Below are 13857 nucleotides of genomic sequence, written 5' to 3' on the forward strand. Positions count from 1 at the left end.
CCTGGCGCGGGTTTAGGGCTATTTTGGCTATCTTAATTTCATATAACCAGCTATAGTTTTTGACTTGAAAGGTGAGTTTAGTCTCAGGATTTGTTATAATAGGAGTTGAGATTTTGAAGATGGAGGTTGGGCATGTGACGGCGCTAGAAACGTTGATTAAAGGCTTAAATTCAAAACAAAGAGAGGCGGTTCTGACCACGGAAGGGCCTGTTCTCATCGCAGCCGGAGCAGGGAGTGGTAAGACGCGGGTTTTAACTCATCGCATCGCCTACCTGATTCAGGAGCGGCAAGTCAATCCTTGGAATATCCTGGCCATTACCTTCACCAATAAAGCAGCAGCCGAGATGAGAGAACGGGTCCAACGTCTAGTGGGGGAAGAGGCTTCTTCTATTTGGGTGGCTACCTTCCACGCCATGTGTGCCCGTATTCTGCGTCGGGAAATCGAGACGCTGGGCTATGCCAAGAACTTTACCATTATTGACCAAGGGGAGCAGCAGACTCTGATGAAGCAAGTCTTGCGGGACTTGAACTTGGACAGTGACCAGTATAACTACAAGGATCTACTCTGGGTCATCGATGCGGCTAAGAACCAAGGCTATTTGCCGGATGATTTCCTAGCTTCTGATAGTGGCTATATTCATGAGATTCATGCCAATATCTACCGCAATTATCAGAAGCGACTCAAGGCAGCCAATGCCCTGGACTTTAACGACCTGATTTTGCTGACGGTTAGACTTCTTGAGCAGAATCCGACCATCCGCCAGTTCTATCAGCAGAAATTCCAATATATTCATGTAGATGAGTACCAAGATACCAACCATAGTCAATACCGTCTGGTTCAGCTCCTGGCGGGTTTGCTTAAGAATATTTGTGTGGTGGGGGATGCCGACCAATCGATCTATGGTTGGCGGGGGGCCAACATGGCCAATATCCTTAACTTCGAGCAGGACTACCCTCAAGCTAAGGTGATCTTGCTAGAACAGAATTATCGTTCCACTCAAACCATTCTCAAGGCCGCTAACAGTGTGATTGAAAATAACGTCCAGCGTAAGGATAAGCAACTCTGGAGTGATGGCCAAGTAGGGGAAAAGATTCAAATCTACTCTGCTGATAGTGACTTGGAGGAGGCGGATTTTGTTACGCGAACTATCCGGCATTTGCGGGACCAAGAAGGAGCCAACTATAGCCAAGTGGCTGTGCTCTATCGGACTCAGGCCCAATCACGGGGACTAGAAGAAGCTCTCTTGCGGTCCAATATGCCCTACAAGGTAGTGGGGGGGCTTAAGTTCTATGCCCGCAAGGAAATCCAAGACACCTTAGCTTATCTGCGGCTCTTGGACAACCCACATGACAACCTCAGCCTTAACCGAATCATTAATGTGCCTAAGCGGGGAATTGGGGCAACAACGGTGACCAAGTTGGCCGAATTCGCGGATTCTCTCGGGGTCTCCTGGTTTGAGGCCATCGGGCGCCTGCATTTCTCCAACTTCTCAGCCAGTGTTCAGAAAAAGCTGTTGGACTTTGCTCACTTGATTGAGACCCTGCGCCAGCAAGTGCCTTTCTTACCCCTCCGAGACTTAACTGAAGAAGTTTGGGATAAGACGGGTTACCTTAAATCGCTCAAGGAAGAAGGGACAGTCGAGGCGGCTAACCGTCTGGAGAACTTGGAAGAATTTGCATCAGTCGTCACCCAGTTCGACCAAACGGAGCGGGAGGCAATCTTGGAACAAGATCCTGATTATTTGGCTCAGACCCAGGGTCAGGAAGAAGTAGCCTTGGCGCCACTGACCCAATTTTTAACCGATGTCTCCCTTATGACCGATGCAGACAATCAGGAAGAGGCCTTAGATCAGGTGACCCTCATGACCCTGCACGCAGCCAAGGGTTTGGAATTTCCTTATGTCTTTATGGTGGGCATGGAAGAGGGACTTTTCCCACTGCGACGGGCTAGTGAGAATCCTGATGAGCTAGAAGAAGAGCGTCGTCTGGCCTATGTAGGCATGACCCGGGCTGAACGCGCCCTCTATCTGACTGCTAGCAAGCGGCGCCTGCAATATGGCCGAACCGTGACCAATCCACCTAGTCGATTCTTGGATGAAATCCAACCTGATTTGGTCGAGTGGCTAGGGTCAGGCCGTCAGTCAAGCGTCTACGGCCAAAGTAGCTGGAAGCAGACCTGGTCTGACAGCTCTTCTTCTTGGACTGGCTTTCATCATCAGCCGACCGCCAATGTCGCCCCTAGTCGGACCATTGGCAAGAAAGAAACAGGAGACCGTCGACTTAAGAATCAAGCGGCCCTCCGTCAAAAGGGATCAGTAGTTGGGACTAGCCCTTCTACAAGTGGAGCAGGCCAGACCTGGCAGGTCGGGGATAAGGTCATCCACAAGACTTTCGGCCAGGGCACCATCGTTAAGGTGGCTAAGGCTGGCAAAGACCAACTATTAAGCGTGGCCTTTGCCTCGCAAGGCATTAAGGATTTGATGGCTGCCTATGCTCCTTTGACTAAGTCAAGTGAATAAATTAAGCCAAGCTGAGACCCAAGTCTCAGCTTTTTTCGTATGACTTAGGTGTTCGAGAGTAGTCGCTTCGGGAGGGCATATTGCACTTTTGTAAAAAGTTCGCATTTTTCGAGAAAAATTCGCTCAAATGCGCTATAATGTAGATTAGGGTAGTGGGCCCATGGCTCACTAGCTGACCTGGATATGAAGGAGAATGAAAATGCCAAGCCAAAACCTTCAGGCACGCCTTGAAGAAGTCAAGCACTTATTAAATGACTATGCCTACCATTACTATGTTCTAGACCAATCCCTGGTTAGTGACGCAAGCTATGATGCCCTCTATCGGGAACTGGAAGAGATTGAAGCGGCGCATCCAGAATGGATTACGCCAGATTCACCTACCCAACGGGTCGGGGACCAGCTCCTAGAAGGCTTTAGTAAAGTGGCTCACGCAGAGTCCATGTATAGTCTAGGCAATGCCTTCAGTCCAGAAGAAGTGACACAATTTATTGAGCGGGTGACCCAACAAGTCGAGGGCCCTGTCTCCTTCATGTGTGAATGTAAAATCGATGGCCTAGCCATTGCCCTTACCTACCAAGATGGCGTCTTTGTACGTGGCGCTACGCGGGGGGATGGGACAATTGGCGAAGACATCACCCAGAATCTTCGTACCATTCGCTCCTTGCCTCTACGTCTAAGACAAAATCTGTCAGTTGAAGTGCGCGGTGAATGTTACATGCCTAAGGCTGTCTTCCTTGCACTCAATGAGGAACGCGAAGCCCAAGGCCAAGAAATCTTTAAGAATCCCCGCAATGCGGCGGCTGGTGGCTTACGTCAGTTAGACCCGCGTGCGGTGGCTGACCGCCAACTGAATATCTTCCTCTACAGTGCAGTCTACACGGATCAATTTCATCCTGAGAGTCAGGCCGGTCTCTTTGCGGCTTTTGAGCAACTGGGCCTACGGACCAATCCGCTCAGACGTGAATGTCAGACGGCTGAAGAAGTGATTGACTATATCCAAATGATTGGACAACAGCGCCATGACTTGCCTTATGAAATTGATGGCGTGGTCATCAAGGTTAACCGCATTGACCAGCAACAGGCCTTAGGCTTTACGGTCAAGGCACCACGCTGGGCCATTGCCTATAAATTTCCGGCTGAAGAAGCGGTGACCACCCTACGTGAGGTGGAATGGACCGTGGGGCGGACGGGTGTCGTGACACCAACTGCCATTATGGATCCCGTGCTATTGGCAGGGACAACGGTTCAACGCGCTAGTCTCCACAATGTGGACTTGATTGAGAGCCTAGATGTGCGGATTGGAGACCAAGTCACGATTCATAAGGCGGGCGATATTATTCCTGAGATTACTTCAGTGCTTCTAGCCAAGAGGCCCCAAGACAGTCAGCCCCTGACCATTCCGACCCATTGTCCGGAATGTCAGACGGCCTTAGTACGTCAGGGTGAGGAAGTGGCTTTACGCTGTCCTAACCTAGTCTGTCCGGCCCAACGCCTAGCCCTCTTGAGCCATTTTGTCTCTCGGGGTGCTATGAACATTCAGGGTTTGGGACCACGTATTCTTAACCAGCTAGTCGCTAGTCAAGCAGTCACGGAATTGGATGACCTCTATCGTTTGACCTTAGAAGATCTCTTAGGTCTAGATAAAATCCAAGAAAAATCCGCCCAGAAATTACTGGCCGCTATTGAAGCTAGTAAGTCCAACTCCGCTGAGCGTTTGCTCTTCGGTTTGGGTATTCGACATGTGGGCGCCAAGGCGGCGCGCTTAGTCTTGCAAGTCTTTGTTGATTTGAATCGATTAAGCCAGGCGACTGCCGAGGAAATTGGGGCCATTGAAGGGGTCGGGCCAATTATCAGCCAGTCTCTAGTGCAATATCTGGCCTTGGAATCCAGCCAAGCCATGCTTAAACGTCTAGCAGAGGCAGGCGTTAATTTGGCCTATCAGGGGCCGCAGCCTCTTGAAGTGGCGCAAGGTGATACAGCCAATGATTTCTGGTTAGGTAAAACCGTTGTCCTGACCGGGACCATGGAAAGCTATTCGCGTTCTGAAGCCAAGGAGCTCTTAGAAGCGCGGGGGGCTAAGGTCACCGGGAGTGTCTCTAAAAAGACCGATTATTTGGTGGCCGGGCAGGAAGCCGGAAGCAAATTAAGCAAGGCGGAGTCCTTGGGTGTAACCATCCTTGACGAAGCCAGTTTCTTAGCAAATCTATAAAAAGTGGTGAAAATATGAAAAATAAATGGCAGAAGGGACTGACCCTCGCGGCAGTCAGTCTGACCCTGGCAGGGTGTCTTAACAACCTAGAAGCCGAAAATACCAAAAAGCCAGTGGTAGGACCTAACCAGGTGGTGGTGCAGACCACTCAGAACCAGCTGTCTAGTGAGAACTATCGGGCAGTTATCAGCAATGGTCGCTACCAATTAGGGGTAGCCAGCAGCTCTGACAGCAACCTTAGTTCCGCCGGTAATATCCGTGCCTTTGAAGAAGGGCTCCTGCGGATTGCCAAAGGCGTCTTTCCAACCAACCAATATTTCCTGCAAGAGGGAACCTTGATTAATCTGGAGACTATGACACGTTGGACGGGCCGTGAATCAGATGATAATCCTGAAGGGCTTAACCCTCGTTTGCCGGACGATGCTGAGCAACAACGTAAGGCTGAAAGCACCATTTCGGCGCAAAGCAGTGAGTCAAGCCAGGAAGAATCGTCTAGTGCAGAATCAAGTTCCAATGACCAGGTAATTACGGATGCGGCTGCAACGCCAATTTATCTGGCCCAAATCATGGAAAAAGACATTATGGTGGAAACCAACGATGGCTACTCTCTTTCTGGGATTGTCATCGGTTTGGCCATGAATAGTGAATACCAATATACCGACTCCAATAACGTGGTGCACCGTCAGGAAATCTCGATCGGGGAGATGCGGGAGCGGGGTAAAGCCTACGCCAACACCATCGTGGGCCGTTTGCGGGCAACTCCTGAATTGCGTTCCGTGCCAATCTCTGTGGCTATCTTCAGCCAAGCACCTGCAAGCAATGTGGTAGGTGGGACCTTCGTCCTAGACGGGATTTCCCGTGAGGGGAATGCCGTAACCGATTGGACCGAGCATAACGAAAGCCGGGCTCTTCTGCCATTTGTAGGGACCAACCAAGGTAGTAACGACCAATACCCAGGTTTTGAAGAATTCCGGGCCAAGGTCAGCGACTTCTTCCCTAAACTTAATGGGATTACAGCTGAAGCCCTCAACATCAACGGAAGTCTGGCTTCACTTAAGATTAATATCGTGACCCAGTTCTATGATTTAACGGAGATTACCGCTCTGACCCAGCATGTGACGGATGTCGCCCAGAATACCTTCCCTGAAGGACTGGATCTGCAAGTGCGGATTGAGTCATCAGAAGGGACCGAAGCCCTTATTACCAAGCCGGCGGGCAGTAACCAGTATCAATCGCAAATCCTTAAATAAGGGGTCACTCGTCCCTTCATCAACCAGCAAATAAAGTCAGTATCAGAAAGGAAGAATCGCATGGTCCAACCAGCCGATATCAAACACGTCGCCAAATTGGCGAAACTCTCATTCGATGACAGCAAGATTGATGCCTTTACCGAGGAATTCAATGCTATCATCGACTTTGTTGAGCAACTCGAACAAGTGGATACCCAAGGGGTCGCACCGACTTACCATGGCAACCAACTCCTCAATGTCTTCCGTGAAGACAAGGCCCAAGCAGGCGTTGAGCGGGAGCGATTATTAGCTAATGTTAAAACTAGCAAGGATGGCTTCATTCAAGTACCAGCCATCATGGAAAGTGAGGAAGCCTAAGATGACCCAATATCCAACGACAATCTTAGCCATGAAAGAAGGCTTAGCAGCCGGTAAATTTACGTCCCAAGACTTGGTGCGGGCAGCTTTCGAACGTATTGAAGCGACAGATGCACAAGTGGCGGCCTTCTTGGCCCTCAACAAAGACTTGGCCCTAGCAGACGCAGCTCAAGCGGATGCGCGTGGTTATGGGGCGGATGCGCCAATCCTTAACGGGATTCCTATCGGGGTTAAAGATAATATCGTAACTAAGGGCTTGGTAACGACTGCTGCCAGCCGCATGCTGGAAGACTTCGTGCCAACTTATGATGCGACGGTCGTAGAAAAACTCCACCAAGCCGGTGCCATCATTGTAGGGAAGCTCAACATGGACGAGTTTGCCATGGGGGCTAGCTGTGAGCGCTCGGCCTTCAAGACGACGCGCAACCCTTGGGACTTGAACCGCGTACCAGGTGGGTCATCTGGTGGTTCTGCGGCAGCAGTAGCCGCTCGCCAAGTGCCTGCTAGCTTAGGGACTGACACTGGGGGGAGTATCCGCCAACCGGCAGCCTTTACTGGTTTAGTCGGGATGAAGCCAACCTACGGTTCGGTTTCCCGTTATGGCCTCATTGCCTTTGGTTCTAGTTTAGACCAAATTGGGCCAATGACCTTAACAGTTGCTGATAATGCCTTGGTCTTAGAAGCCATTGCCGGCCATGATGCCAAGGATTCAACTTCCTTGCCTGAAATTGACACTGACTATAGCGCTAAGATTGGCCAACCTTTAGCTGGTCTGAAGATTGGTTTCCCAGTGGATTATTGCTCAGAAGCCATCAACCAAGAAATTCGCGAACGCATGGATCAAGCCGCTGCCTACTTCGAAAGCCAAGGGGCAGAAATTGTGGAGATTTCCTTGCCACATTCTAAGTACGGGATTAATGTCTACTATATTATTGCCTCTTCAGAAGCCTCTTCTAACTTACAACGCTTTGACGGAATTCGCTATGGCTACCGTTCGCAAAGTGCGCAAACCCTGGAAGAAGTCTATGTACAATCACGGACTGAAGGTTTCGGGCCAGAAGTACAACGCCGGATTATGTTAGGGACCTTCAGCTTGAGCTCAGGTTACTATGATGCCTACTTCAAGAAGGCAGCCCAAGTTCGGACCTTGATTATCCAAGACTTCGAGCAAGCCTTCCAAGCCTGTGATGTTATCATGGGGCCTGCGACCACCTCAACTGCCTTTGAAATCGGGGGCCGGATCCAAGACCCAATCGAAATGTATGTGGCTGACCTCTTGACCGTGCCAGCCAACTTGGCCGGGCTACCAGCCTTGTCAGTGCCAGCTGGTTTAGACCAAGCAGGGCTTCCTATCGGCTTGCAACTCATGGCTAAGCCATTGGATGAAGCGACCATCTATCAAGTGGCTGCTAACTTCGAAGCCGGACATGACTATGTCAACCAATCCCCACGGGCAGCCGTAGAATAGGAGACCGCTATGAATTTTGAAACGATTATCGGACTTGAAGTCCACGTGGAATTGAAGACTGATTCCAAGATGTTCAGCCCATCGCCTGCACATTTCGGGGCCGAACCTAACACCAACACCAACGAAATCGACTGGGGCTACCCTGGTGTCTTGCCAGTAGTTAACAAACGGGCCATTGAATTTGGTATGCGGGCAGCTTTAGCGCTTAACTGCCAAATTGCGCCTGAAATGAAGTTCGACCGTAAGAACTACTTCTACCCAGATAACCCTAAGGCCTACCAAATTTCTCAATTTGATACGCCAATCGGGTCAAATGGTTACATTGATATTGAAGTCGATGGCCAAACCAAGCGTATTCGCATCGAACGTCTACACTTGGAAGAAGATGCGGGTAAGAACACCCATGCTAGTGATGGCTATTCTTATGTCGACCTTAACCGTCAAGGGACTCCTCTGATTGAGATTGTCTCTGAAGCGGACATTCGCTCACCGGAAGAAGCTTATGCTTACCTGGAAGCTTTGCGTGAGAAAATCATGTATACGGAAGTTTCTGACGTTAAGATGGAAGAAGGGTCTATGCGTTGTGACGCCAACATTTCCCTCCGTCCTTATGGTCAGGAAGCCTTCGGGACCAAGACCGAGCTCAAGAACCTCAACTCCTTCAACTTCGTTAAGAAGGGCTTGGCTTACGAAGAAAAGCGTCAAGCTCAAGTGCTCTTAGCAGGTGGTAAGATTGGGCAAGAAACTCGTCGGTACGATGAAGCGACTGGTAAGACCTTGCTCATGCGGGTTAAGGAAGGGTCTGCTGACTACCGCTACTTCCCTGAACCAGACCTACCATGGATTACCATTGCACCTGAATGGGTAGAAGCTGTAAAATCTACCATTCCAGAAATGCCAGATAGCCGTCGGGCGCGCTATATCAAGGAGTTCGGCCTACCTGCCTATGACGCCATGGTCTTAACCTTGACCAAGGAAATGTCTGATTTCTTCCAGGCAACCGTAGCCGAAGGCGCAGATCCTAAACAAGCTTCTAACTGGCTCATGGGCGAAGTATCGGCTTACTTGAACAGTGCCAAAACTACCTTGTCTGGGACTCAATTGACGCCACACAACCTAGCGCAAATGATTCGCCTGATTGAGTCAGGGACCATTTCTTCTAAGATTGCTAAGCAACTCTTCAAGATTCTGGTGACTGAGGGTGGCGATGCGGATGTCATTGTGCAAGAACGTGGCATGGCCCAAATTAGCGACCCAGCGCAAATCCAAGCCATTATTGATCAAGTCTTGGAGGCCAACCAAGCCTCTGTCGAAGACTATCGTAACGGGAAAGACCGTGCTGTTGGCTTCTTAGTCGGTCAAATTATGAAGGTATCTAAAGGGCAAGCTAACCCACAAGTCGTCAACCAATTGTTGATTAAGACTTTACAAACCTTCATCTAACCGTATAATAGAGAGTAACGATAATTTTAGATAGGGGATTTGCCAATGAAACGCTTTTTGAAATACAGCATGATTCTTCTGGGTTTATTAGCAGTAGCCTACATCGGGGGCTTGATCTTCTTCCTAGATCGCTTTACCTTCGGTAGCTACTTTGGAGATATTCCGCTCATGGGCTTAACTCAAGCCCAAGCCCAAGAGAAGATTGCTGAAGAACTTGGCAAGCGCCAAATTAACTTGCAAGAGAATGGGAAGACCACTGCTCAAGTGACTTTGGCTGAATTATCACCAAGTTATGACTTGGATAAGGCTGTGGGTCAACTCTTCAATCAGCAAGATCCAGTTATGTGGCCATTGAGTTTTGGTAGCCACCAAGATGTTAAGGTGGACTCCAACATGGTCCATGTAGATAAAACCAAGGCAGCTCAAGTCTTGGTAGCCAAAGGCATTGACAATAGCCAACGCCAAGCGGCGACAGATGCTAGCATCGAATATAGTGAAGCAGATGGCTACCAAGTGAAGCCGGACGTGACAGGGACTCAGGTTGATACCGATAGCCTGGCTCAAGACATGTTAGTTGCGGCAACACAAGAAAAGAACAGTGTGGATGTCAGCCAGGCTTATGCCAAGGCAACAATCCAAGCAGATAGTGACACTATGAAGTCAGCGATTGGCTTAATCAAGCAATATAGTGAGAACCCAATCGTTCTTCAGATTGCAGGCGATGATGTTCAAATTCCAACCAAGACCATTGAATCTTGGATGCACTTTGACGAGAATAACCAAGTCAGCTTCGACCGCGAAGCTATTAAGGCTTACGTTCAAGAATTGAATGACAAATACTCTACCTATAATAAGACGCGTGAATTCAAGTCTACCTTGCGCGGGATAGTTGAAGTTCCGCCAGGCATTATGGGCTGGGGCATTGAAGTCGACCAAGAAGTTGACAAATTAGAGCAAGAACTACTGGCTCATCAACCAGTTAAGCGTGAACCTGCCGTTAACTCGACTGGTGGCGTGCCTAACGCCAAGGATGATATCGGCCCAACCTACGTGGAAGTCGATATCGCCAACCAAACCATGTTCCTCTATAAAGATCATAAGAAAATTTTGGAGGCACCTGTTGTCACAGGTCAACCAGCAGCCGAAACGGTTCCTGGGGCCGGAGCTATTATTGAGAAGCTTTCTGGGACCCGACTCAAGGGTTACAACCAGTTCTACCGTGTAGACTACTCTGTACCGGTTAACTACTGGATGCGTTTCGATGATAAATCCCAAGGGATTCACGACGCGCCATGGCAAAGCCAATTTGGTGGCGATGTCTGGACCTACAGTGGTTCCTTAGGCTGTGTTAACTCACCACTGGACGCAGCAGCAACCATCTACGAGAACGTGGAGTACGGTACACCTGTTATCGTCTTTAACTAATAGCAAAAACGAGACCTACAGGTCTCGTTTTTTTAGGTCTTGAGGTAAAAATAACTTCCCATTATATCATATATGATATAATGGGAAGTTTTCTTAGTTAGAAAAACCGGCTGAGGACGAGCCTCAGCCGGTATAAGTCTTAGTTAAAGATCCCAAAGATACTACGCATAAAGTTAGTAAATGGGTTATTACGGCGGTTAGGGAGAGTCTCAACGTCTTCTTCCTTGCTGCCTGCTGCTTGAGCCTTGCTTGCAGCTTCTTCTGAAGCGGCTTTGGCTGCTTGAGCTTCCTTCTCTGCTTGAGTAGGCAGGAGGTTAGTAGCCAAGCCTTCTAATTGGTAGAGTTCAGGGTGCTTGTTCAAGCCGTCCAAGAGAATCTTGGTTTCTTCGTAAGAAGAGTAAGGTTCTTGAACTCCCATGACAACGGCAATCATCTTACGGCCATTTTCAGTAGTGGTAGTGACAAAGCACTTGCCGGCTTCATCCGTATAACCTGATTTCAGACCCGTCACGCCTGGACGGCCATATTGAGCTCCTTCAAGGAGCAAGTTGTTGTTGGCCATTTTAATTGGATGGTCGCTGTCTTTGGCCATGGTGTATTCGCGGGCAGAAGACAGTTCTAGGATTTGTGGGTATTTTTCAGTGATGTATTGGGCCATCAGGGCAACATCAGCTGCAGACATCTTGTTCTGGCTGTCCTTGGTTGACCCTTCAATCCAGTAGCTTTCTGGTAGGTACTTGTTAGGCGCCCCAGATGTGGTGTAGAACTCATAGTTCTCGATTCCCCATTCATCTAACTGGCGACGAATGGCAGCGACTGCTTCTTGTTCAGAACCGTAGATATGAGACATCAAAAGGGTGGTCGCATCGTTACCAGATGCTAACATAATCCCGTACAAGAGGTCCTGGACGGTGTATTCTGCACCCGTTACTAGGCCGGCATTAGATAATTCCGCATTATCGGTAAAGTCACGGACAATGGATTCAGGTGTCTTAATCTTATCGTCTAGTTTAATTTTGCCTTCCTCGATGGCTTTGTAGGTCAAGTAAACTGACATAATTTTGGACATAGAAGCAATTGGATAAGGCTTATTCCCCTCACGTTCCATCAAGACCTTGTGGGTATCTTGGTCAATCACGACATAAGAACGGGTATCTTCGGTTAGGCTATTTAATTCTTCAGGGTAGCCACTCGGCATGGTGAAGCTAGAAGCTTGGCTGGCTTGAGTTTGGCTAAAATCCTTAGTTAAGTCTGGGGTTTTCTTTAGCTCTTGGGCCATAATAGGGCTAGCTAAACCTAGTAGGGTAGTGCTCGCTAGAGTGAGTAAAACGAGCTTAGTATGTAACTTGGTCATCGAGTCTAATCCTCCTGTTATTTGGACCTATATAGTCATTGTATCAGAAAAAAGAACCTTATGCCAATAAATTTAGCCTATATTTCGTATTAGGCGGGCATCTAGAAGAGTTCTTCCGGGGCACTACCGGCTTCCAAGGCAGCCAGATTAGCTGGATCCAGGTGAATAAGGGCCTGGATTTGGCCTTGACCATCCAGGCCTAGCACGGCTAAGCCGTCTTGGCTACCTTCAAAGGCAAGTTGAGCTTGCCAACCAGCCTGGCTCATGTAGGTCATAAGCCTTTGGGACCAGTATTGACGGCGGGCCAAGTAGCGCTCGACTTCCTGCCGGGGAATCCAGTAATTGTCAACCAGCACTGTGGCGGTTAGACGGAAACCCTTGGTAAGCTGGGGGTTAGGCATAGATATGGCTCCTTTTCGGGGTGTACTTTCATAGTATAGCTAATAATTGCGAAGATTTTGTGAAGATAGCTAAAATACTAGTGGGGATTGTTATTTTTCGGCTCAGATGGTATAACAATAGAAGAAAAAGATAAGGGAAGGGAGGGGGCGCCATGTCCCTGCCATTGCGAACTGCTAAATATACCCTAGCTGTCTTAGCGGCGTCGCTGACCGCTCAGGCGCTGGGACTCTTGAATCCGATGACAGCGGGGGTCATTGCCCTCTTGAGCTTGTCGGATACACGTCGGACTACGCTCAAATTGGCTCAGGAGCGATTAGTGTCCATGGTATTGGCCTTGGCTCTGGCTTGGTTGCTCTTTGCTGGTCTGGGCTTTAATTTGATGAGCCTAGCCCTCTTCCTGGTCATCTATGTGCCCCTCAGCTATCGGCTCCAGCTCATGTCGGGTCTAGTGGCTAGCACGGTCCTAGTTACCCAACTCTTAGGTTGGCAGTCGCTAGCAGTCTCTTATTGGCTCAATCAAGTGGGGCTCTTTGCTATTGGGGCAGGGCTGGCCCTAGCCTTTAATAGCTATATGCCTTCCAAAGAAGACCTGATTATGGCCCACAGAGCGCGTATCGAAGACCAGCTACGCCAGCTGCTCTTGACTATTCATGATTCCTTGCGCCAGCCCCAGGCCAGACGGGGCGCGGACTTAGCTGCCATAGAGACCCTTAATCAAGAACTAGAAGCAGCCCTGACCACGGTCTTGGCTGAGCGAGATAACCGACTCTTCAGACAAACCAATTATGATGTCCACTATGTCGAGATGCGTCAGGCTCAGGCCCAGCTTTTGGAGCAAATGATGACCACCTTGCCTGACTGCTTTTTAGAGAGTGAAGAAAGCAAGGTCTTGGCCGGTATTTTCTATCTGACGGCTAGCCAGCTAGAGACGGCCAATCCAGGTACCTATCTGATGGCCGATATCCAGGCCTTGCTAGCTTATTATCGGGAGCGACCCTTGCCAGTCAGCCGGCAGGAGTTCGAAAATCGGGCCCGACTCTTCCAACTCTTGAATGACCTGAGTCGCTTTATCGCGCTTAAGGTAGCTTTCTACCAGACCTATGCCCAAGATTGGCAGGCTGGCCAGGATTAGGGCTTGAATTCTTCAAGCAAAAGTGGTATAACATATCTAGAATCTTAATCGAGAGTGAAGCCATGAGTGGCTAGTCGCGTTGACAAGAGAGGGATGGGTTGGTGCAACATCCTGGCGCTATAGTTGCTTACCTCTTCACTGATTCTTGGCCTAAGGGCAATCACTCGCCTGTTAAGTCAAGACGGTCGCTCCCGTTACCAGCACCAAGAGGCTTTTGCCAGTGGCAGAAGCAAATTTGGGTGGAACCACGTTATCAACGTCCCATTGACTCTGTGTCGCAAGACCAGAGTCAATGGGA

The 13857-nt window shown here is 49.3% G+C and carries 10 protein-coding genes; 8 read left to right on the forward strand and 2 right to left on the reverse strand.

Annotation, left to right across the window (positions count from 1 at the left end; genetic code table 11):
- Positions 1-119 precede the first annotated feature (119 nt).
- From pcrA to ACO53F_RS05225, 7 genes are all read left to right on the forward strand, one after another.
- Positions 120-2519, forward strand: a complete 2400-nt coding sequence (gene pcrA, locus ACO53F_RS05195) for a DNA helicase PcrA (RefSeq protein ID WP_485137648.1) — start codon at positions 120-122, stop codon at positions 2517-2519.
- Positions 2520-2718: 199 nt separating this feature from the next.
- Complete coding sequence (ligA, locus tag ACO53F_RS05200) at positions 2719-4728, forward strand: NAD-dependent DNA ligase LigA (RefSeq protein ID WP_485137578.1); 2010 nt, start codon at positions 2719-2721, stop codon at positions 4726-4728.
- A 14-nt stretch (positions 4729-4742) separates the two neighbouring features.
- A complete protein-coding gene (locus ACO53F_RS05205) occupies positions 4743-5978 on the forward strand; it encodes a CamS family sex pheromone protein (RefSeq protein ID WP_485137579.1) in 1236 nt (411 codons plus the stop codon).
- A 60-nt stretch (positions 5979-6038) separates the two neighbouring features.
- Positions 6039-6335, forward strand: coding sequence for an Asp-tRNA(Asn)/Glu-tRNA(Gln) amidotransferase subunit GatC (gene gatC / locus ACO53F_RS05210; RefSeq protein ID WP_485137580.1), 297 nt, complete (start codon positions 6039-6041; stop codon positions 6333-6335).
- Between the two features lies 1 nt (position 6336).
- Entirely contained in the window at positions 6337-7803 is a 1467-nt protein-coding gene (gene gatA / locus ACO53F_RS05215) for an Asp-tRNA(Asn)/Glu-tRNA(Gln) amidotransferase subunit GatA (RefSeq protein WP_485137581.1), read from the forward strand.
- 9 nt (positions 7804-7812) lie between these two features.
- Positions 7813-9246 carry an Asp-tRNA(Asn)/Glu-tRNA(Gln) amidotransferase subunit GatB gene (gene gatB / locus ACO53F_RS05220; RefSeq protein WP_291454042.1) on the forward strand — a complete coding sequence of 478 codons (1434 nt, stop codon included), beginning with the start codon at positions 7813-7815 and terminating at the stop codon, positions 9244-9246.
- A gap of 45 nt (positions 9247-9291) precedes the next feature.
- Complete coding sequence (locus tag ACO53F_RS05225; protein WP_485137582.1) at positions 9292-10671, forward strand: L,D-transpeptidase family protein; 1380 nt, start codon at positions 9292-9294, stop codon at positions 10669-10671.
- 139 nt (positions 10672-10810) lie between these two features.
- On the opposite strand, the gene ACO53F_RS05230 is transcribed toward ACO53F_RS05225, so the two are convergent.
- The gene (locus ACO53F_RS05230) at positions 10811-12025 is read right to left on the reverse strand and encodes a D-alanyl-D-alanine carboxypeptidase family protein (RefSeq protein ID WP_485137583.1); all 1215 of its coding nucleotides are present in this window, start codon (positions 12023-12025) and stop codon (positions 10811-10813) included.
- Positions 12026-12126: 101 nt separating this feature from the next.
- Positions 12127-12426, reverse strand: coding sequence for a hypothetical protein (locus tag ACO53F_RS05235; RefSeq protein ID WP_485137584.1), 300 nt, complete (start codon positions 12424-12426; stop codon positions 12127-12129).
- A gap of 152 nt (positions 12427-12578) precedes the next feature.
- Here ACO53F_RS05235 and ACO53F_RS05240 point away from each other — a divergent pair, with 152 nt between their 5' ends.
- Positions 12579-13559, forward strand: a complete 981-nt coding sequence (locus ACO53F_RS05240) for an aromatic acid exporter family protein (RefSeq protein ID WP_485137585.1) — start codon at positions 12579-12581, stop codon at positions 13557-13559.
- Positions 13560-13857: the final 298 nt, after the last annotated feature.

Source organism: Abiotrophia sp. (assembly GCF_057275535.1).